At 64.5% G+C, this 19,008-nt stretch carries 21 protein-coding genes; 4 read left to right on the forward strand and 17 right to left on the reverse strand.

All coding sequences use genetic code 11. From position 1 onward, the window contains the following. Positions 1–52 precede the first annotated feature (52 nt). On the reverse strand, positions 53–643 hold the full coding sequence (locus ACO6D5_RS00100; RefSeq protein ID WP_315526600.1) for a lipid-binding SYLF domain-containing protein: 591 nt from the start codon (positions 641–643) through the stop codon (positions 53–55). Between the two features lie 317 nt (positions 644–960). Here ACO6D5_RS00100 and ACO6D5_RS00105 point away from each other — a divergent pair, with 317 nt between their 5' ends. Beyond that, the gene (locus ACO6D5_RS00105; RefSeq protein WP_315526601.1) at positions 961–1,782 is read left to right on the forward strand and encodes an EAL domain-containing protein; all 822 of its coding nucleotides are present in this window, start codon (positions 961–963) and stop codon (positions 1,780–1,782) included. A 28-nt stretch (positions 1,783–1,810) separates the two neighbouring features. Here ACO6D5_RS00105 and ACO6D5_RS00110 read toward each other — a convergent pair whose 3' ends face one another. After that, entirely contained in the window at positions 1,811–2,359 is a 549-nt protein-coding gene (locus ACO6D5_RS00110; protein WP_485824268.1) for an AAA family ATPase, read from the reverse strand. A 65-nt stretch (positions 2,360–2,424) separates the two neighbouring features. Next, positions 2,425–2,901 carry a hypothetical protein gene (locus ACO6D5_RS00115; protein ID WP_485824269.1) on the reverse strand — a complete coding sequence of 159 codons (477 nt, stop codon included), beginning with the start codon at positions 2,899–2,901 and terminating at the stop codon, positions 2,425–2,427. A 321-nt stretch (positions 2,902–3,222) separates the two neighbouring features. On the opposite strand from ACO6D5_RS00115, the gene ACO6D5_RS00120 reads away from it, so the two are divergent. Continuing rightward, positions 3,223–3,669, forward strand: coding sequence for a GNAT family N-acetyltransferase (locus ACO6D5_RS00120; protein ID WP_485824270.1), 447 nt, complete (start codon positions 3,223–3,225; stop codon positions 3,667–3,669). A gap of 203 nt (positions 3,670–3,872) precedes the next feature. Here the strand turns inward: ACO6D5_RS00120 and ACO6D5_RS00125 are convergent, their stop codons facing one another. The 14 genes from ACO6D5_RS00125 to ACO6D5_RS00190 form a co-directional block, all read right to left on the reverse strand. Further along, on the reverse strand, positions 3,873–4,052 hold the full coding sequence (locus ACO6D5_RS00125; protein WP_183015264.1) for a hypothetical protein: 180 nt from the start codon (positions 4,050–4,052) through the stop codon (positions 3,873–3,875). A gap of 262 nt (positions 4,053–4,314) precedes the next feature. Then, positions 4,315–4,947, reverse strand: a complete 633-nt coding sequence (locus ACO6D5_RS00130; protein WP_315526605.1) for a helix-turn-helix domain-containing protein — start codon at positions 4,945–4,947, stop codon at positions 4,315–4,317. A 90-nt stretch (positions 4,948–5,037) separates the two neighbouring features. Next, on the reverse strand, positions 5,038–6,492 hold the full coding sequence (locus ACO6D5_RS00135) for an amidohydrolase family protein (RefSeq protein WP_315526606.1): 1,455 nt from the start codon (positions 6,490–6,492) through the stop codon (positions 5,038–5,040). 22 nt (positions 6,493–6,514) lie between these two features. Continuing rightward, a complete protein-coding gene (locus ACO6D5_RS00140; protein WP_485824271.1) occupies positions 6,515–7,522 on the reverse strand; it encodes an ABC transporter ATP-binding protein in 1,008 nt (335 codons plus the stop codon). A gap of 8 nt (positions 7,523–7,530) precedes the next feature. Further along, the gene (locus ACO6D5_RS00145; RefSeq protein ID WP_485824272.1) at positions 7,531–8,538 is read right to left on the reverse strand and encodes an ABC transporter ATP-binding protein; all 1,008 of its coding nucleotides are present in this window, start codon (positions 8,536–8,538) and stop codon (positions 7,531–7,533) included. 8 nt (positions 8,539–8,546) lie between these two features. Then, positions 8,547–9,422 (reverse strand): ABC transporter permease subunit, encoded by an 876-nt coding sequence (locus ACO6D5_RS00150; protein WP_315526609.1) that lies wholly within the window; start codon positions 9,420–9,422, stop codon positions 8,547–8,549. A gap of 12 nt (positions 9,423–9,434) precedes the next feature. Beyond that, entirely contained in the window at positions 9,435–10,370 is a 936-nt protein-coding gene (locus ACO6D5_RS00155; RefSeq protein WP_315526610.1) for an ABC transporter permease, read from the reverse strand. 52 nt (positions 10,371–10,422) lie between these two features. Beyond that, positions 10,423–11,994 (reverse strand): ABC transporter substrate-binding protein, encoded by a 1,572-nt coding sequence (locus ACO6D5_RS00160; RefSeq protein WP_315526611.1) that lies wholly within the window; start codon positions 11,992–11,994, stop codon positions 10,423–10,425. A 54-nt stretch (positions 11,995–12,048) separates the two neighbouring features. After that, positions 12,049–13,494: a M81 family metallopeptidase gene (locus ACO6D5_RS00165; RefSeq protein WP_315526612.1), complete on the reverse strand. Its 1,446-nt coding sequence runs from the start codon at positions 13,492–13,494 to the stop codon at positions 12,049–12,051. A gap of 120 nt (positions 13,495–13,614) precedes the next feature. Beyond that, a complete protein-coding gene (locus ACO6D5_RS00170) occupies positions 13,615–14,010 on the reverse strand; it encodes a Rid family hydrolase (protein ID WP_315526613.1) in 396 nt (131 codons plus the stop codon). A 28-nt stretch (positions 14,011–14,038) separates the two neighbouring features. Continuing rightward, on the reverse strand, positions 14,039–15,175 hold the full coding sequence (locus ACO6D5_RS00175; protein WP_315526614.1) for an FAD-dependent oxidoreductase: 1,137 nt from the start codon (positions 15,173–15,175) through the stop codon (positions 14,039–14,041). Between the two features lie 174 nt (positions 15,176–15,349). After that, positions 15,350–15,655 (reverse strand): hypothetical protein, encoded by a 306-nt coding sequence (locus tag ACO6D5_RS00180; RefSeq protein ID WP_485824273.1) that lies wholly within the window; start codon positions 15,653–15,655, stop codon positions 15,350–15,352. 96 nt (positions 15,656–15,751) lie between these two features. Then, the gene (locus ACO6D5_RS00185) at positions 15,752–16,531 is read right to left on the reverse strand and encodes a tyrosine-protein phosphatase (protein ID WP_485824274.1); all 780 of its coding nucleotides are present in this window, start codon (positions 16,529–16,531) and stop codon (positions 15,752–15,754) included. Positions 16,532–16,603: 72 nt separating this feature from the next. After that, positions 16,604–17,095 (reverse strand): MarR family winged helix-turn-helix transcriptional regulator, encoded by a 492-nt coding sequence (locus ACO6D5_RS00190; protein ID WP_315526617.1) that lies wholly within the window; start codon positions 17,093–17,095, stop codon positions 16,604–16,606. Positions 17,096–17,230: 135 nt separating this feature from the next. Between ACO6D5_RS00190 and ACO6D5_RS00195 the strand changes: the two genes are divergently transcribed. Both ACO6D5_RS00195 and ACO6D5_RS00200 read left to right on the forward strand, forming a co-directional pair. Then, complete coding sequence (locus ACO6D5_RS00195) at positions 17,231–18,496, forward strand: flavin-dependent oxidoreductase (RefSeq protein WP_485824275.1); 1,266 nt, start codon at positions 17,231–17,233, stop codon at positions 18,494–18,496. Next, positions 18,493–18,990 (forward strand): DUF3237 family protein, encoded by a 498-nt coding sequence (locus ACO6D5_RS00200; RefSeq protein WP_315526619.1) that lies wholly within the window; start codon positions 18,493–18,495, stop codon positions 18,988–18,990. Before ACO6D5_RS00195 ends, ACO6D5_RS00200 begins: the two co-directional genes overlap by 4 nt. The last annotated feature ends 18 nt before the right edge of the window (positions 18,991–19,008 follow it).

Genomic DNA, 19,008 nt, shown 5'->3' on the forward strand with positions numbered 1-19,008 from the left:
GCCCGAGGCAGGTGGACTTGAGACCGGCGTGAGCGGTTTTTCGCAAACCGCCTCAGGGCGTGATGGTGGAAATCTTGGAGCCTTCCAGCCCCATGCCCGCCATCAAACCCTGCGCACCGAAGGGCACCGCAAAAACGTCCTGCGACAAGGTGGTGCTGGACAGGCTGGAGGCGACGGATTTGTCCCAGGCCACCAGGCTCGGGCCGCTGCCCAACGCCCAGCCGTCGCTTTTCTCGAGATAGTTCAGCGACTTCTGGTTCATGAAGAAAAGCGCATATCCAAATGTCTGGGCTCCTGCCTGAAGACCCAGGGACATAGCAGAGATTTCGTAATAGCCGATAGGCTCCTTGCCCTTGAACAAGGTGCCTTGTCCGTGCTCGCCGCCAACGACAAAGCCCGCCTTGTAGATCTTGGGAAAGACCAGTACGGCCACCGCTTTTTCGCCCAGTTCTTTCGTGCTTGGCTCGGCCGCGTAAAGATGTTGCAGCGCGCTTGCGGAATCATTGCGGATCGCCAGCGCAGAGTCGGCGAAAGCGACACCCGTTGGACCCAGCGCGCAGGCGAACGCCAGCAAAGCCGACTGCAGATAAAGAGAAAAACGACTGCGGACACAATCCAAGTGTTTACGACTTGCCATGAACATGAAAGACCTCGGGTTTTGTTATACGCCGCGTAAGTCGGCGCGCAGGCAGTATTAATACCGAGATAATGCTTGTCAATAGAGTGCAGCGATGGGGTGTTTCATTTAAGATACCCGTTCATCAGCAGTTTGAAATTTGGCATCAAATGGCAAGACGTAGTTGAATTATTGGCTTAACCTAGGGCCGCGCACCGTCATTTCTGCGCCTGGAATCGTCGTTTCATAATCCTGAAATTCGATGCCGCATCCACCAGACTGAAAATAGTCAGGCGTTTTCTGAACGGTAAGGAAAGGCGTTGGTGAATGCTTGGAGAGGGCTCATGAATCAATATGCTTCTACGCAGGCATTCGATTCGCTGCAGGATGCGCTGGCCAATGCGCTAGTGCGCGGCGAGTTATATCTCCACTATCAACCCATTGTCGATCGATTGCAGAAGATCATCGGCATGGAGGCGTTGATGCGTTGGAACTCCGTGGAGTACGGCCCGATTCCTCCCTCGCTATTCGTGCCGATCGCCGAGCGAAGTGGCGACATCCTGAGCATGGGTGCTTGGGCCCTGGAAGAGGGCTGCCAGCAATTGCGGCAGTGGTCTGAGAACCCAGTCACCTCCGAATGGACGTTGAGTGTCAACGTCAGCGCGCACCAGTTCAATAATCCGCGTTTCGTTGGCGAGGTTCTCGAACTGCTGGACCGTTATCAGATAGCGCCGGGTAGACTCATTCTTGAAGTGACCGAGAGCGTGTTTTTCAACGCCAAGGGCAGCAGGCAGCAGGGCGAGTTTCGACGCATTCGCGATGCCGGCGTGGGCATTGCCCTGGACGACTTTGGCACTGGATTTTCATCAATGTTCTACTTGCGATATCTATCAATATCCCGGATCAAGATTGATAAGACATTCATTGATGAAGTGGTGGTGAGCAAGAAGGATCAGGGTATTATCGGCGCCATCGTCATGCTGGCCCAGGCACTGGATGTCGATGTTGTGGCCGAAGGGGTCGAAACGGCTGAGCAATTGAATTATTTGAAAAAAGCCGGCTGTTCGGCGTTTCAAGGTTTTCTTTTTGGAAGGCCGAGCGAAGTGGCGGATTTTTTAAGTGGTCCCTGCGTGGCGAGGTACAGCCGCAACTCGTTGACAGCTTGAATACTGATAATTGTGGCGATATTCGTGTTCACGCCCTGTCAGAACCATTTAATCGGAAGCGTCCGCTTTCCACCGCGCGGCCGATGGCGTCGCAGGTCTGGCCGACGCTCAGGCCGGTAACCGACAGCGCATGATGTTCCAAGGCACCCAAATTCCCGAATTGCCGATGCAGCGCAGAGATGGGAACGGGGTCTGAAAGGGTGTCTCCGCCTCGTCCCTGACAGCGTCTGATCGCCTCTGCAAGATCCGGACGAAGCACGATATAGTGCGGCGCCACGTCAAGGCTGCGGAACGCGTCGAGAAACCAGGGGCCAATAATGCCATCCACCAACACGAAGCAGCCGCCGCCCGCGTAGCCGGCTGCTGCGTTGGCCAAGACTTCGATCACAGTCGCATTCTGGGTGTGGGCTTCGCTTTGCCACGGCGGTATGGAACCTGCCTTGATAAAACGCCAAAAATCGTCCGCATGCAAATGGACCTTTGGACAGCCTGGCAATTGCGTAATGATGTTCCCGGCGGTCGTCTTCCCGGAGCCAGGTGGGCCTGTCAGGATAAGGATTTCTTCGGGTCTGAACATATTGTGCCGTTGGTCCGGGCGTTGTGGCGGTTTCCCCATCAGCATCGGGGCTTAACCTTTCAAATTCAGTATGCGCCCGTCTTCAATATATCTTCAAGGTAAGCAGGCGGGCTGGGATTATCGGTAAGCATATGCCGCACCCACGCATTGCGCTCATGCGCGGTAATTGCCAGTTCCCATACGCAGGCCAGCGCCGGTGTGCTCACCGGCGTGAACAAGGCCGGCTGCGCCAGAGGCGCTGAGAGCATGCGCTGGCACACTATCCCGCCTGAGAGCCACCAATCCACAAGTAGCCATACCGCTTCCTCGCCGAGATGCACGATGCAGAATCCCAGACCATGGCTGCGCTCGCCGCAAGCATGCTCGGCAAGCACGTTTTGCACGGCCGTGCGCACAGAGGCGATTACCGCATCGGGAAGAATAGGTGAGGCCCAATTGGAATCGCGATGAATGCCATAGATCTTGATCGCATGGCCAGCAACGTGCCAAGTGTCAATGTGGGCGATACGGCGCGGAAAGTAAGGTTCTGGTGGCAAGGCCATGTCGAGTAACGCGTGTTGGCGATCCTTGCATTTTAAAGGCGACACAGGCCGCAAGGGGCCAGGCTGCCCCTATTGTCGTGCCGTCTGCGAGCGGCACAGCCGCGAGCTGGAAGCTGCGGTAGCCACGCCGCTTGTTCTGCCCATCCGCATACTTGCCCCAATGGGAGAAACCGCTGCAATGATCGATTGAGTCCGCCGTCGAACGCGGAAACTCGCGGACGGCCGTTTTCGGCCAGAAGCGCGCGTCTCCACAAGGTAACCGCGGCTGAACACTCCCGACACGATAGACTAGGCATTCTCCAATCCTGATGCGTGGCGACGATGCCTCCCCAAACGAACGTCCGGCTAGCCCAGAGCGCAGACATCGATTCGATCATTGCCCTGGATCCGATCGCCAAGCAGGAACTGAGCAGAAGGGCATTTATCGTCAATGCGGTGGCCGCGGGCCAATGCTGGGCCGCTGTAGAGGCGGAAGATGCTTCGGCGCTGATCGGTTACGGAGTGCTTAACAGATCCTTCTTCGAGCACGACTTCATCCCGCTGATCGTGGTCAAGGATTCTGCACGGCGCCGTGGCGTCGCCAAGGCAATCATGCGGGCCTTGGAGTTGCGATGCGAAGGAGGAAAATTGTTCACGTCGACGAATACCTCAAACATCGCGATGCGCCATTTGCTTGCGCACCTTGGCTTTATCAAAAGTGGCCAAATTGAAAATCTGGATGACCAGGATCCCGAACTCGTGTTCGTCAAGCTTCGGCCATCCTTATGAGGGCGGTCAAACATCTGCGTTTGGCCGGAAGCCGACGTGCTTTTCGTACCAGCGTCGACGCCGTAGAGGGCGAGACTTGAAATTGTGAGCCGTCCGTTGTCGCCCCACTCAGCGCGTAAAAATAATCCCGCTGAAACGTGACGTCTCAGCGGGATTTTTAATTTGGCGCTGCCCAGGGCAATGCCGGGCATAAAAAATGAAAATCAAGCCCCAGCCAACATATACCGAGCCGAAACGGCCAAAATCCGCTGTGCCGATTCATTCAGCATCCGGGCTTCACGATGGGCTTTTACTGAATACACCGCGTCATAGCGGCGACCACTAAGCGGGCCGGCAAGCAGCGCCGGGCGGCGGGTCAAAATGGGGGAGATCAAGCGTTGCATGTCGGAGCATTCCTGCGGGCACCGGGCCCAGTAGATGCTAGGCATCGTAAGCCAGCTTGACGCGCCGGCCAACGAATTACGATTCATATGAATATCCGGGGCTGGCCCGGTTCAGGCCGGGTTCCCCAAGCATCTCGTCGACAAGTATGGCCGGCAAATATGACAGTCATATGCCAGTGCAAGCCAAAGCGCTCAAATCTCCGAGTCCCAGCCCAGCCCAGCCCAGCTCAACGCCAAGCCTCGACCCCGGGACCGGCCTCCTTCATGTCCCCTTCAACCGGGACGGCACGTCCTCCATATCGCTGCACACCGCCAGCACTTCCGCGGGTTTCCTGCTCAACGACAGGTACACGTGCCCGATACTGCTATCGAAATACGCCGATTCCAGCTTCCCCAGCACGACGCTATCGCCGTTCTCGAACTGGATCCGGACCTTGCCCGACAGCACCACGACGAATTCCTGGCCCGGGTGCCGGATGTAGTCCTCAAATTCCACCACCTTTCGCGAATCGATCAGGGCCACCATCGGCAGCATCTTCTTGCCGGGGTATTCGCCCATCAGCAGGCGGTAGTGGTAGTTTTCCGTGATGTAGTCGCGGGCGTCGCTGAGCTTGTTCTTGACGTAGGTGGGGGCGACGGCGGCCTGGGAGGCGTCACGCAGCATGAACATGCGCGTCATGTCGATGTCCAGCGCGCGCGCCAGCGCGGCGAACTTTTCGTAGCTCAGGGCGATTTGCCCGAGTTCTGCCTTCGATAGCGTCGATACCGCGATGCCGCTGGCCTGCGATAGCGCCTGCAAGGTCATCTTTCTGGCCTTGCGCTCGGCGCGCAGGCGAGCGCCCATTTCTTCCTTGCCGACGATTTCGGGCGGGGATGTATTGCCGGGTTGGGCCATGTAGCGATCTGGCATCAATGGGTTGAGGGCTGGGGCAGGGCCCGCAAGCCCTGCCGCGTCTACGCCGGATTGTAAGGGGTGGACCTGCGTTCAGGCCGGGGTCCGGTTCAGGACGCGGCCGGCGTGCTGGCCGGTGAAGGCCTGGCCTTCCCAGACGGGCGCGCCATTGACATAGACGGAATGGATGCCGGCGGCGCGTTCCGTCGGGCGTTCGAAGGTGGCGGCGTCGGCGACGGTGGCGGGGTCGAAGACGACCAGGTCAGCGAAATAACCGGGCTGCACCTGGCCGCGTTCGGCCAGGCCGAACTTGGCGGCGGTCAGGCCGGTCATCTTCCAGACGGCAGTCTCCAGGGGGAAGAGCCCCAAGTCGCGGGAGTAGTGGCCCAGCACGCGGGGGAAGGTGCCCCACAGCCGCGGGTGGGGGCGTTCGTCATGCGGCAGGCCGTCAGAGCCGATCATGGTGGGGCCGAATTTCAGGATGCGCTGGACGTCGGGCTCGTCCATCATGAAGTAGATGGCGCCCGCGGGTTGTAGGTCCGGCACGACGTCGTATTTGGATTTGCCGCGTTCGGCGGCGACTTCCTCCAGGTCGCGTCCGCTCAGTTCCGGGAACGGCTTGCACCAGGTGATGATGGTGCGGCCGGCCAGGAGCACGCGGTCTTGCTTGAGCATGGTGGAGCCGGCCACGTAGGGATAGGCGTCAAGCGAGACGTCCTGCTTTGCCATGGCGGCTTCGATCAAGGGCAGGGTTTCCGCTGAACGTCCGAAGTTGGGCTGGCCCATGACCTTGTGGTGCGAGATCACGACGGGTACGTCCAGTTCGCGGCCGATGCGGAAGGTTTCTTCCAGCGCCGCGACGATGTGCTCGCCCTCGTCGCGCATGTGGGTGGCATAGATGCCGCCGTGGGTGTTCAGCGGCCGGCAGACTTCGATGATCTCTTCCGTGGTGGCGCGCGCGGCGGGCGGGTAGAAGGTGCCGGTCGAGATGCCGATGGCGCCGCTGGCCAGGGCGTCGTCGGCCAGCATCCGCATGGCCTGCACTTCGTCGGGGGTGGCCTCGCGCTGCAGGTCGGGCATGACGGCGGCGCGCAGGGTGGAGTGGCCGACCATGCAGGCGGCGTTGACGGCGGCGGGCGTGGCGCGCAGCGCATCCAGGTAGTCGGAGAAGCGCGCGTACCGGTACGAGCCGCCTTCGTCCAGCAGGTCCAGCGGGGCGGGCGGGCTGGCGTGGGCCAGCGGCGCCAGGCTGATGCCGCAGTTGCCAGTGACGACCGTGGTGACGCCCTGCGAAATCTTCGGCGTCATGTCGCGGTGCTTGAGCAGGTAGTTGTCGTCGTGCGTGTGCGAGTCGATGAAGCCGGGCGCGACCACCTTGCCGCTGACGTCGATCCGGCGGTGTGCGGCGCTGGCGGAGAGATCACCCACGGCGGCGATCCGGTCGCCGCGCACGCCCACGTCGGCGCGCTGGCCGGGGGTATTGGCGCCGTCGATGACGGTGCCGCCGGCAAGGATGTAGTCGAACGGGGTGGCGTCAGGCTGGGACATGCGGATCTCCGGCTAAGTGGGTTCAGGCAAAGTGGCAAGCGACTTGCTGTTCGGGGGCGACTTCGCGGGGCAAAGGGGTTTCTTCGGCGCAGCGCGGCTGCGCCATCGGGCAGCGGGTACGGAAGGCGCAGCCGGAGGGGGGCGAGAGCGGGCTGGGGATTTCGCCTTTCAGGACTTCGACGGGCGTGCGCTGGCCTTGGCGCGCGGAGGGCACGGCGGCCAGCAGGGCCCGGGTGTAGGGGTGCGCGGGGCGGTCGAAAATGGCGTCGCGGGTGCCGATTTCCACGATCTTGCCCAGATACATCACAGCAACGCGGTGGCTGATGTGGCGCACCACGCTCAGATCGTGCGAGATGAATACGTAGGTCAGGCCCAGGTCGCGCTGCAAGTCCATCAGCAGGTTGATGACCTGCGCCTGGACGGAGACATCCAGCGCGGATACCGGCTCGTCGCAGACGATCAGGCCGGGGTCCAGCGCCAGGGCGCGCGCGATGACGATGCGCTGGCGTTGCCCGCCCGAGAACTCGTGGGGGTAGCGGTCGGCGGCGTCGGGACGCAGGCTGACGCGCGCCAGCAACTGCGCGACGCGTTCACGGATGGCGGCGCGGTCGTGGCCGAAGTTGCGCAGCGGCTCGCCGATGATGTCGCGCACCCGCATGCGCGGGTTCATGGAAGAGAACGGGTCCTGGAAGATGAACTGCATGCGCTGGCGCATGGCGCGCAACTGGCTGCTGTTCATCGTCGCCAGATCTTCTCCTTCCAGCAGGATGCGGCCTTCGGTGGGGTCGGTCAGGCGGATCAGGCATTTGCCGGTGGTGGATTTGCCGCAGCCGGACTCGCCTACCAGGCTCAGCGTCTGGCCACGCGGAACGGACAGCGATATGCCGTCCACGGCGCGCAGGACTTTCGCGCCACGCCCGTTGTCGACGGGGAAATGCTTTTTCAGGCCGATGACTTCCAGCATAGGCACGGCGGCAAGCGCGGTGCGGACAGCGGCCGCGGACGAGAGGGGGATGTCGTGAAGGTTCATGGCGAGTCTCAGGCGGTCATGGCGACAGGCGCCGGCTCGGACAGGCGCGCCCAGCACCACACGCGGTGGCGGCTGCCGGCATCGATGGCGGGCGGCGACTCCTCCGTGCAGCGCGGCAGCGCTTGCGGACAGCGCGCGGCGAAGGCGCAGCCGCGGGATGCCGGCGTCATCACCGGCACGATGCCGGGCAGTTCGGCCAGTCGCGCCGTGTGGTCCTGGCCGTCGACGAAGTCGGGCAGGGAACGGATCAATGCCTGGGTATAGGGATGCTGCGGACGGTCCAGCACGTCGTCCACGCTGCCTTCTTCCACCTTGCGGCCGGCGTACATCACGATGACGCGCTGGCACATCTGCGCGACGACACCCAGGTCGTGCGTGATCAGCACGATGGCCGTGCCCAGGCGGGCCTGGATGTCGCGCAGCAGGTGCAGGATCTGCGCCTGGATGGTGACGTCCAGCGCGGTGGTGGGCTCGTCGGCGATCAACACCTTGGGCTGGCACGCCAGCGCCATGGCGATCATGGCGCGTTGGCGCATGCCGCCGGACAGCTGGTAGGGATATTCGCGCACGCGGCGCGCCGGGTCCGAGATCTGCACCAGTTCCAGCAATTTTTCGGCCTGCGCCAGGGCGTCGCGGCGCGACAGGCCCTGATGCAGCATGAGCGATTCGCTGATCTGCTTGCCCACCGTGATGACGGGGTTCAAGGAGGTCATGGGCTCTTGGAAGATCATCGAGATCTGGTTGCCGCGGATGGCGCGCATGGATTTTTCGGGCAGGGCCAGCAGGTCGCGTCCGTCGAACTCGATGCTGCCGCCCGCGACACGGCCGGGGGCGCGCAGCAGGCGCATGATGGACAGGGACGTGACGCTCTTGCCACAGCCGGATTCGCCGACCAGGCCCAGCGTTTCGCCAGGCAAGAGGTCGAACGACAGCTTGTCGACGGCCACGACGGTGGTGTCGTCGCCATCGAAGCAGGTGGTCAGGTCCTGCACGCGCAAGACAGGAGTGGGTTGCATGGGCGCTCCTACAGCTTTTTGGCCAGACGGGGGTCGAGCATGTCGCGCAGCCCGTCGCCCACCAGGTTGACGGCAAGGACCGCCACGCCCAGGAATAGTCCCGGGTACAGAATGATGTGAAACGCCACGGCCACGAAGTTGCGGCCTTCGGCCATGATGTTGCCCCAGCTGGGGATCTGCGGCGGGATCCCCACGCCCAGGAAACTCAGCACGGCCTCGGTCAGGATGGCGGAGGCGGCGATGAAGGTGGCTTGCACCATCAAGGGGGCGAACAGGTTGGGCAGGATGTGGCGCAGCAGGATCGACGGCACGCGGGTGCCGACCGAGACGGCGGCTTCGATGTAGGGCTGCTCGCGGATGGTCAGCACCAGCGCGCGCACCAGGCGGACGACGCGCGGCACCTCGGGGATGACGATGGCGATGATCACGGTGCCCAAACCGCCTTTCAGGGTGGCCATCAGCGCGATCGCCAGCAGCACGCCGGGAATCGCCATCAGGCCGTCCATGATGCGCATGATGAGCGCGTCGACGCGCCGGAAGTAGCCGGCCAGCATGCCCAGCATCACGCCGGCGACGGTCGAGACGACGGCCACCACGATGCCGACCAGCAGCGACACGCGCGCGCCCCAGACGGTGCGCGAATACACGTCGCGGCCCAGCGCGTCGGTGCCGAAGAAGTGTTCGGTCGATGGCGGCTTCATGCGGGCCATCGGGTTGATGTCTTGCGGGTCGACGGTGGCGAGCCAGGGCGCGGCCAGCGCAATGGCCGCCAGCACCAGCAGGATCGCGCCGCCCACGTACAGCATGGGATGGCGGCGCAGCGACCGGACGGCACGGCGCAAGCGCGGGCGGGGTACCGGAAGCGGCAGGGTGGTCGTGTTCATGCGTTGCCCTTCTCAGTAGCGGATGCGGGGATCGAAGAGCCGGTAGCTCAGGTCGACCAGCAGGTTGATCAGCACGTAGATGCCCGAGGCCACCAGCAGCACGCCCTGGATCACCGGGTAGTCGTGGCGCAGCACGGCGTCGATGGTCAGGCGCCCCAGCCCGGGGATCGCGAACACGGTTTCGGTGACCACGACGCCGCCGATCAGCAGGGCCACGCCCACGCCGATGGTGGTGACGATGGGGTTGGCGGCGTTCTTCAACGCATGCCATACGATCGGGCCCGACGACAGGCCCTTGGCGCGTGCGGTGCGGATGTAGTCTTCGGACAAGGCCTCCAGCATGGTGGCGCGCGTCATGCGGGTCAGCAGCGCCATGTACACCAGGCCCAGCGACAGGCAGGGCAGCACCAGGTGGCGCAGGTACGGCACCAGGCCCTCCGCGAGAGGCTTGTAGCCCTGCACCGGCAGCCAGCCCAGCTTGATCGAAAAGCCATAGACGAGGCTGTAGCCGATCAGGAACACGGGCACCGAAAATGCACAGACCGCCCCGATCATCACCAGCCGGTCGAGCCAGCGTCCGGCATTCCAGGCCGCCAGCACGCCCAGCGGCACCGCCACCAGCACGGCGAAGAGCATCGTGAAGAGGGCGATCGACACCGTCGGCCCCATGCGTTGGCCGATGAGCTGCGACACCGGCATCTGCGAGGACATCGAGGTGCCCAGGTCGCCCACCGCGATGTGGCTGATCCAGATGATGAACTGCTGCGGCAGCGGCTTGTCCAGGCCCAGGTTCTGCCGGATTTTCTCGACGTCCTCGGCGGTCGCGTTGTCGCCCGCGATCACCGCAGCCGGATCGCCCGGCGACAGGTGGATCAGCAGGAACACCACGACCGCGACGACGGCCATGACTGGAATGACGGCCGCGATGCGGCGCAGGATGTATTTCACGCTGGATTCCCCTTGGCTTGCGGCCGGGCGCGCACGGCGCCCGGCGTCTGCCTTACGGCTTTTCGATGTTCCACATCACCGGGATGCCGTTCTTGATCAACTCGGTGTGCTTGAGGCCGCGCACGGCGAAGACGGGCTTGAATTCGCCCCACATGACGTAGGGCACGGTCTGATAGGCGCGCGCTTGCAACTGCGCGGCGATCTCCTTGCGCTTTCCGGCATCGGTTTCGCGGATCCAGCTGGTGCGCAGCGTGTCCAGTTCCTTGTCGCACGGCCAGCCCGGCAGGCTGTTGCCGCAGGCGGCGGACAGCCAGGGGTTGGTCACCGGCGTGCTGGCGTCGTAGTAGCCGCCCCAGGTCAGGAAGATGTTCCAGCCGCCCTGTTCGGGCGGGTCCTTCTTCAGCCGGCGGCCGGCCAGCGACGCCCAGTCCATTGACTGCACGTCCACCTTGATGCCGGCCTTCTTCATGTTCTGCGCCAGCACCATCACGGCGGGCGCGCTCAGGTGGTCGGTCGGATACAGCAGCACCACCTTCTCGCCCTTGTAGCCGGCTTCCTGCAGCAATTGCTTGGCGCGCGCCGGGTCAGGCTTGGCATAGGGCGCGGCGCCGGCGTCGGTGGCCAATGGCGAACCGCAGATGTACAGGGTGGCGCAGTAGTCGACGCGGTATTTCTCCGGGTAGCCCATGGCCGACAGCATTTCCTTCTGGCTTACCAGGTGGTAGAGCGCCTGGCGGGCCAGCGGGTTGTTGAACGGCGGATGCAGCGCGTTGACGATGACCATGCCTTGCGAGGCGACCGACGTGCTCAGGGTGATGTCCGGGTTGCTTTCCACGACGGGCAGGAAGTCGGGCGTGATCTGTTCGATCATGTCGACCTCGCCGTTCATCAGCGCCGCGGTGGCGGTGTTGCCGTCGGGGATGTACAGCCACTCGACGCGGTCCACCTTCACGTTCTTGCCGCCCGCCAGGCCATCGGCCGGTTCGGCGCGGGGCACGTAGGCGGGGTTCTTCACATAGACGACCTTGTTGCCGGGCACCCATTCATCGCGCTTGAACAGGAACGGGCCCGAGCCCACCATTTCGGTGACCTGCGTGTTCGGGTCCGTCATGGCCAGCCGCTTGGGCATGATGAAGGGCGGCATGCCCGAAGGCTTGGACAGCGCGTCCAACACGAGGCCGAAAGGCTCCTTGAGGGTCAGCGTGAAGGTGTTGTCGCCGGTGGCGGCGAATTCGGCGCCGGCCGCCATCATGGCCTGCCCCAGCGTGTCTTTCTTTGCCCAGCGCTGCAGCGACGCGATGCAGTCCTCGGCCGTGACCGGCGTGCCGTCGTTGAACTTCAGGCCGGGACGCAGGGTGAAGGTCCACGTCTTGCCGTCTTCGGACGTGGTCCAGCTGTCCACCATCTGGGGCTTGACCTGCCCCTTGCTGTCTTGCGAGAACAGGGTGTCGAACACCATGTAGCCGTGGTTGCGCGTGATGTAGGCCGTGTTGAACAGCGGGTCCAGCGTCTTCAGGTCCGCGTGCGGCACCATGCGCAAGGTCTTGGTCTGGGCAAGCGCGCCGGTGGCGGCGCTCATGGCCAGGAGCGCCGCGGCCCCCAGCAAGCTGAAACGTCTGATCATTGTTATCCCCTTATTCATTCTGAATGCCCGGTCAGGGCGGCGATGGATGGCGCCTCAGGCCTTGAACGGCCACTTGGGCAATTTGCGCTTGGTGAAAGGCAGCGCGTTGACGTCCTGGGTGATGGCGCCCGGCGTCTCGACGTAGATGACGTGGCGGCCCACCTTCGAGTACGAGGCGTAGAAGTGCTGGGACGACTTCACGATGATGAGCTTCATCGCCTGCAGGTCTACGCCGAACTGGGTGAACAGGTCCGTGCCCATGGCCTGGGTGCGCGAGGTGTTCATGACGATCGTCACGCCCTGGGTGCGCACGACGGCGACGTCGCCCAGCAGGGCGGGCGTGCCCGCCAGCCCCGTCATGACGGCGTCGCGCTTGAGCGCCAGGATCTCGCAGTCCAGGTCCAGCGGCTGCCCGGACACGGGCGCGACTTTGCCGCCCACGCGCAGCTTGATCTGCGCGCCTTCGCCCGCTTCAAAGCAAAGCTGCACGGCAACCGGGTCCCAGAAAGGGCCGGTGGCGACGTCGGTGATACCGCGCGCCAGCACGCGTTCCAGGATGAAGGTGGCGTCGCTGGGAGCGCCGCCGCCGGCGTTGTCGGCGGAGTCCGCCAGCACCACGGGGAATTCCTTTTTCGCCAAGGCCTGGTCCAGCGCCTCGTCGGCGCCGGGGTAGGGCGGCGCCAGCTGGTCGCGAAAGCCGATGATCTCTTCGCCCAGCGCACGCGCCAGCGCGTCGGCCTGGCGTTGGTCGCCGTCGGTATAGACCAGGACCTTGGAGCCCATGTCGGGCGTGTCGCCCCAGGGAAAGCCGTGGGCGATGGAGACCGACAGCACGCCTTCCTTGCCTTCCATGGCCAACAGGCGGTCCACGAAGCTGCGCATGGGTTCTCGGCTGGTGTGCATGATGGAAATCATCTCGCAGTCGAAGACCGCGCGCGTGGGGGTGTTGCGCCCTTCGGCGCGGGCCACGCACAGGTCCACCAGGTCGAATGCGCGGTCCAGGATGTCCGTGTGCGGATATTCCTTGAAACAGACCAGGAAGTCGGCGCTGTCGACCATGGCGTCCGTCAAATGGCAGTGCGGATCCAGTTCTGCGCCGATGACGGTGTCGGGGCCGACGATTGCGCGCGCGCGGCTCAGCAGGTCGCCTTCGCAGTCGTCATAGCCGTCGGCCACCATGGCGCCGTGCAGGCCGAACAGGGCGATATCGACCTTGCCCGCGCGGCGCAGGTCTTCAAGCAGTTCGTCGCGCAGCGTTTCGTAGGCGTGGCGGGTGGTGACCCCGGCCGGCGTCGCGCCCGCAGTCATGCCTTCGATCAACGTCCAGTCCTTGCCCACGGCGCGCTGGCGCGCGGCCCACAGCGGGCCCGAGAACATTTGCATGCGGTCCGGATGCTGGCCGGCGGGGTAATAGCCGCGTGCCCGGTAGGCGGACAGGCCGGTCGGGATGGGGGAAAAGGTGTTGGTCTCGGTCGCCAGGGACCCGGAGAAGATCTTCATGGATGACGCTCCGCGCAAAAAAAGGGATTTCGGGGCGCGGGCATCAGGGCGCGCGCATTTGGGGGGGCTGCCCCGCCGGGCACGCGGCCTGGCGGTGTCGTGCGATCAAACGGCCGGGTTTCAGGCCTTCGAAGCCGGGGCTTGAACCGCGCCCAGCCACGCCTGCACTTCGATCTCTACGTCCACGTCCATCGCCAGCTTGGCCTCGACGGTCGAACGCGACGGGAAGTCCGACGCGAAGTGGCTGCGATAGGCTTCGTTGAACGGCGCGAATAGCGTCAGGTCCGACAACCACACCGTCACCCGCACGACGTCCTTCAGGGTCGCGCCCGTCAGCGCCAGCGTTTCCTTGATGCGTTCGATGGCGGCGTGGGTCTGGGCGGTGATATCGCCGCGCACGACCTGTCCGCTGGCATCCATCGGTATCTGGCCCGACAGGAAGAGGAAGCCGCCCGCCTGGGTGGCGCGCGAGAACGGCAGGGGCAGGGAGCTGGGGTAACGGGTGATGGCGGTCATGGGGGAGTCCGTGGAAGGTGGGGGAAGGTCAGCGCAGGCGCTCGGGACGCACCGCGTCGGCGTTGACGCCATGCGCGTGCAAGTGGTCGGGAAGCGGCTGGTGCGTCAGCAATGCCGCGGCCAGTTCGGAGGTGGCGGCTGCCGTCTGGATGCCATAGCCGCCTTGCGCGGCCAACCAGAAGAAAGCCGGGGCGTCCGCGTCCCATCCCACCACGAAGTCGCCGTCGCGCACGAACGAGCGCAAGCCCGCCCAGGTGTGCTTGGGTCGGCGGATGGTGAGCGACGTGGCCGATTCGATGCGGTAGATGCCGGTCGCCACATCCAGCTCTTCGGGCACGACGTCATGCGCGGCCACCGGGTCGGCGTTGGCGGGCGATCCCAGCAACTGGCCGGCGTCAGGCTTGAAGTAATAGCTTTCATCTACGCCGACCACGGCCGGCCAGTGGGAAAAATCGGTGTCTTGCGGGCCAGAGAACGTGAAAGCCGTGCGGCGGCACGGTTGCAGGCCGATGGGGGCGGCGCCGCACAGGGCCGCGGCGTGGTCCGCCCAGGCGCCGGCGGCATTGACCAGCACCCGCGCCCGGATGGCGCGGCCGTCCGCCAGCGTCAGCGTCCAGGCGTCGTCCGCATAGGCGGCGGATACCAGCTCCGCGTTGTTGTGCAGCACCGCGCCTTGCCGGCTCATGCCGCGCAGGAACCCCTGGTGCAGGGCATGCACGTCGATATCGCGCGCATCCGGTTCTTCGATCGCGCCGCAAAGCTGGTCGGCGCGCAGGCAGGGCACGCGCGCCACGGCCTGGTCGGCGTCGATCAACGTCACGTTGGGCGACTGGCTGTGGAAGTCGTCGAACACCTCTTGCAGCAGGTCCTTCTGTTCCGGCGTGGCGATGTACAGCACGCCGCGGGGGCTAAGCAGCGGATGCTCGCTGAACCCTTGCGGTGGCTGCTCGTAGAAGGCGCGGCTGGCGCGGGTCAGCGCCTTGATCTGCGTGGTGCCGTAGGTCTCCATGAACATGGCCGCGGAACGGCCGGTGGAGTGATAACCCGGTTGGGACTCGCGTTCCAGCACTGCCACAGACGCCGTGGCGCTCAGGCGGTAGGCCACGGACGCGCCGGCGATACCGGCGCCGACCACGGCGAAATCGTATAGGGGTTCAGCAGTCATTTTTGTCGGAAGCGAGAATTCTATTATTTGATAATTCTCGAATACGATAGTTTTTTGACGGCAGACGGGTAATAGGGGAATGCCCTGATGGCAGGCGCCAGGGTTTCAACGCGGCGCAAAAAACCCGCTGGCAAGGACCGCCAGCGGGTTGAATGCAAAGCGCTGGACGTGCGTCTACGTCACGTGGTGGCCAAACGCGACCAGAGAGGCGACGAAGGTGACCGCGCCGATCGCCGCCAGCCAGTACCCGCGTTTCGCCGAATGCGGCGTGCTGCGGTTCAGGCCCACCAGCAGCGTGACCAGCGTCCACACTCCGGTGAATGCCAGCAGGGCCAGCGTGTAGACCCAATTCGACAGGTCGTAGCCGCCGCCGCCGATGGAGGGATGGCCGGCGCTCTTTGGCCACAGCAGGGCGACCAGCGTGCCGGCGACCAACGCGAACACGGCTAGCCAGATCTGGAATCCGCGGTCTTTCAGCATGGGTGTCGATCCTTTCGGGGTGAATTCGCGGATATCCTGCGTTGCTCCGCAATGGGTCCGCAGGTTGAGACGCTTGCCTTCAAGCGTGCAGGCGTCTCAATCCTCCAGGTAGTGCGCACGCAGGACGTCCACATCCACGTCCAGCACGTCGCGCAGATACGCGTCCATTCCGCCGAACGTCTGGTCGATTGCGTGCACTGACGCTTCCAGGTAGGCGGGGGTGACTTCCAGCAGCGGCATCATGACGTCGTCGCGCACGCCGCGTTCCGCGGATCTGGCCAGGATCTCCTGGAAAAAGCGCGCGTTCCAATGGTTCGATTCCAGGTAGTTCGCCACGATGTCGTCTTGCGATACGCCCAAGGCCGACAGCAGCAGCAACGACGCGAAACCCGTGCGGTCCTTGCCGGCGGTGCAGTGGAACAGCAATGTCTTGCCGCTGGCGGCAGTCTTGAGAAAGCCGCCGAAGGGCGCCTGGTAGCGGGACGGGAATTCGCGGTAGATGTCCACCATCATCGCGTTGGCGGCGGCTTGCGTGCTTTGGCGCAGCTTGGGCAACAGCACGGCCATGGCCATGTTGCCATCCAGCACCGGCGACGCGATCCAGGGGAAGCGTTTGCCGAAGTGGGGGTCGTCTTGCGCTTTCTCGGTGTCGGCGCGGAAATCGATGACGGCTTGCAGCCCCAGCGTGCTCAGGAATTCCAGGTCGGCGGCACTGGCCCGGCCGGGGTTGCCGCTGCGAAAGAGCTTGCCGTCACGCAACCGCCGTCCATTCGCGCCGGTCAGGCCGCCCAGGTCGCGGGCGTTGTGCACGCTGTCCAGCGCCAGGCGGCGTCGGCCGGTGGCAAGCGGCGTGTCGGCAGGAGTTGGACTGGGCATGGGGCGGGTTCCTTGTTCTTGGAGGCTTGCCGATGATCGTATCACCGTGGCCCGCGTGCGCCCGGTTGCGGGCTACCCCAGTTTTCCCAGCAATCCGATCAACTGGTGCTTCTGCGCCGCGCTCAGTTGCGCGCTGATGCGCGCATCATGCGCCTTCACGGCCCGGGTGATCTCGGCCAGCACCGTTTCGCCGGCCGGGGTCATCGCCAGCGAATAGGCGCGCTTGTCGTGTTCGGCCTCCTGCCGTTCGACATAGCCCAGGTCCTGCAACTGGTTGACGATCTGTACGGCCCCCGAACGCGCGATGCCCAGGATGCGGGCCAGGTCCGTGAGTTTCAAATTGGCGTTGGCGGCGATCAGAGACAGCGAGGAAAAACGCTGCGGCGTGATGTCCCACGGCGCCAACGCATTCAGGAAGTCTTCGTAGATCACGATCTGGGCGCGCCGGATGGCGTAGCCGACCAGGTCGTCCAGCGCGCCGTATTGGATGCCGGGCACATGCGGATCGAAATGCTCGCCCCGCGCGGCGGGGCGCCGGGGGCGTTGGGATGCGGCTCTGGACATGGGGCGATCGTGATCGGGGGGCCTCAACACTAATGCACCTATTGTCGCCGCGCTACCGCATTACGGGAAATCCCCGGGGTGCGGAGCCCACCCGGATTTTGTTATGTTGCATAACAAATAACACCAGGAGCAGACATGCAAATCGTCATCGCCGGCGCAGGCATCGGCGGGCTGACGCTCGCCTTGATGCTGCATCGGCGCGGCATCGAGTGCCGCGTCTTTGAAAGCGCGCAGGAACTCAGGCCTTTGGGCGTCGGCATCAATCTGCTGCCGCACGCGGTCAGCGAACTTGAACCGCTGGGCCTGCTTGCCGGATTGGCCGAGCGCGCCATCGAAACCTCGCAACTGCATTACTACAACAAGTTCGGTCAGCCGATCTGGCGCGAGCCGCGCGGCCTGGAGGCCGGTTACCCGCTGCCGCAGTTTTCCGTGCACCGGGGGGAATTCCAGATGCTGTTGGCGCAGACCGTGCGCGCGCGGCTGGGCCAGGACGCCATCGTGACGGGCAAGGTGCTGGAATCGGTGGAACAGGACGCCTCAGGCGCGACGGCGCATTTCCGGTGCCGCACGGACGGGGCCCTGCACAGCGTGCGTGCCGACATCGTGGTGGGCGCCGACGGCATCCATTCGGCCTTGCGCCGCCAATTGCATCCCACGGGCGACGAACCGCGCTTCTCCGGCCGCATGCTGTGGCGCGCCGTGACCGAAGCGCCGCCGTATCTGGATGGCCGCAGCATGTTCATGGCCGGGCATCAGGACCAGAAGTTCGTCTGCTACCCCATCTCTGAACCCCTGCGCCGCGAGGGGCGGTCGTTGATCAACTGGATCGCCGAGCTGTCGGTGCCGGGCGCGGAGTTGCCCGCAACCGACTGGAACCGGCAGGTGGACAAGTCGGTGTTCGCGGACCGCTACGCCGATTGGCGGTGGGACTGGATCGACATCCCCGCCATCATTGACGGCGCGCAGGCGATCTACGAATTCCCGCTGGTGGACCGCGACCCGTTGCCGCGTTGGACGCGGGGGCGCGTGACCTTGCTGGGCGATGCCGCGCATCCCATGTATCCCATCGGGTCGAACGGGTCGGCGCAGGCGATCCTGGACGCGCGCTGCCTGTCCGATTGGCTGGCGCAAGCGATGAGCGGCGCGGTGCGTACGCCGGAGATCGCCTTGCTGGAATACGAAGCCGAGCGGCTGCCCCGCACGGCGGGCATCGTGTTGCGCAACCGCCTGAACGGGCCCGAGCAAGTGATGCAGATGGCCGAAGAGCGCGCGCCGCAAGGCTTTGACGATATCGGCAACGTGATCTCGCCGCAGGAGCTGGCGACGGTATCGTTGCGCTACAAACAACTCGCGGGATTCGATCCCGCCACCGTGCGCAAGAGCCGGGGGGAAGCGCCATGAACGACAAGACCCATGCAACCGCCGCCTTTGCGGACCCGCTGGCGCCGCAGCTTGAGCATGTGGCGACCGTTGTCGTCGAGGTAGGCGTGCCGCAGGAAGTGGGGGATACCCCGCAAGGCTGCCGCCGCGTCATCCCGATCACGGGCGGCACGGTGGACGGCCCGCGCCTGCGCGGCAAGGTGCTGCCCGGCGGCGCGGATTTCCAGGTGATCCGTTCGGCCACCTACACCGACATCCACGCGCGCTACGTCATCGAAACGCCCGACGGCGAACGCATCTATGTCGAGAACACCGGCATCCGCACGGGGCACGCCGACGATATCGCCCGCCTGGCGCGTGGCGTAGCGGTGGACCCCGCCCGCATCTACTTCCGCAGTTACCCGCGCTTTGAAACCGCGTCGCCGGCCTTGGGCTGGATGAACGAAAGCCTGTTCATCGGCACGGGCGCGCGCTACCCCGACCGCGTCGAATTGCGCTTCTACCGCATTTGCTGAACCCGCGGCGGGCCGCCG

Source organism: Achromobacter sp., assembly GCF_057314935.1.

What these genes read in the sequence shown, in the direction of transcription:
- ACO6D5_RS00165 (WP_315526612.1), bottom strand. Translation starts at nt 13,494, where the DNA reads ATGAAGATCTTCTCCGGGTCCCTGGCGACCGAGACCAACACCTTTTCC.
- ACO6D5_RS00185 (WP_485824274.1), bottom strand. Translation starts at nt 16,531, where the DNA reads ATGCCCAGTCCAACTCCTGCCGACACGCCGCTTGCCACCGGCCGACGC.
- ACO6D5_RS00110 (WP_485824268.1), bottom strand. Translation starts at nt 2,359, where the DNA reads ATGTTCAGACCCGAAGAAATCCTTATCCTGACAGGCCCACCTGGCTCC.
- ACO6D5_RS00100 (WP_315526600.1), bottom strand. Translation starts at nt 643, where the DNA reads ATGTTCATGGCAAGTCGTAAACACTTGGATTGTGTCCGCAGTCGTTTT.
- ACO6D5_RS00105 (WP_315526601.1), top strand. Translation starts at nt 961, where the DNA reads ATGAATCAATATGCTTCTACGCAGGCATTCGATTCGCTGCAGGATGCG.
- ACO6D5_RS00180 (WP_485824273.1), bottom strand. Translation starts at nt 15,655, where the DNA reads ATGCTGAAAGACCGCGGATTCCAGATCTGGCTAGCCGTGTTCGCGTTG.
- ACO6D5_RS00135 (WP_315526606.1), bottom strand. Translation starts at nt 6,492, where the DNA reads ATGTCCCAGCCTGACGCCACCCCGTTCGACTACATCCTTGCCGGCGGC.
- ACO6D5_RS00195 (WP_485824275.1), top strand. Translation starts at nt 17,231, where the DNA reads ATGCAAATCGTCATCGCCGGCGCAGGCATCGGCGGGCTGACGCTCGCC.
- ACO6D5_RS00120 (WP_485824270.1), top strand. Translation starts at nt 3,223, where the DNA reads ATGCCTCCCCAAACGAACGTCCGGCTAGCCCAGAGCGCAGACATCGAT.
- ACO6D5_RS00150 (WP_315526609.1), bottom strand. Translation starts at nt 9,422, where the DNA reads ATGAACACGACCACCCTGCCGCTTCCGGTACCCCGCCCGCGCTTGCGC.
- ACO6D5_RS00125 (WP_183015264.1), bottom strand. Translation starts at nt 4,052, where the DNA reads ATGCAACGCTTGATCTCCCCCATTTTGACCCGCCGCCCGGCGCTGCTT.
- ACO6D5_RS00145 (WP_485824272.1), bottom strand. Translation starts at nt 8,538, where the DNA reads ATGCAACCCACTCCTGTCTTGCGCGTGCAGGACCTGACCACCTGCTTC.
- ACO6D5_RS00200 (WP_315526619.1), top strand. Translation starts at nt 18,493, where the DNA reads ATGAACGACAAGACCCATGCAACCGCCGCCTTTGCGGACCCGCTGGCG.
- ACO6D5_RS00160 (WP_315526611.1), bottom strand. Translation starts at nt 11,994, where the DNA reads ATGATCAGACGTTTCAGCTTGCTGGGGGCCGCGGCGCTCCTGGCCATG.
- ACO6D5_RS00170 (WP_315526613.1), bottom strand. Translation starts at nt 14,010, where the DNA reads ATGACCGCCATCACCCGTTACCCCAGCTCCCTGCCCCTGCCGTTCTCG.
- ACO6D5_RS00130 (WP_315526605.1), bottom strand. Translation starts at nt 4,947, where the DNA reads ATGGCCCAACCCGGCAATACATCCCCGCCCGAAATCGTCGGCAAGGAA.
- ACO6D5_RS00190 (WP_315526617.1), bottom strand. Translation starts at nt 17,095, where the DNA reads ATGTCCAGAGCCGCATCCCAACGCCCCCGGCGCCCCGCCGCGCGGGGC.
- ACO6D5_RS00140 (WP_485824271.1), bottom strand. Translation starts at nt 7,522, where the DNA reads ATGAACCTTCACGACATCCCCCTCTCGTCCGCGGCCGCTGTCCGCACC.
- ACO6D5_RS00115 (WP_485824269.1), bottom strand. Translation starts at nt 2,901, where the DNA reads ATGGCCTTGCCACCAGAACCTTACTTTCCGCGCCGTATCGCCCACATT.
- ACO6D5_RS00175 (WP_315526614.1), bottom strand. Translation starts at nt 15,175, where the DNA reads ATGACTGCTGAACCCCTATACGATTTCGCCGTGGTCGGCGCCGGTATC.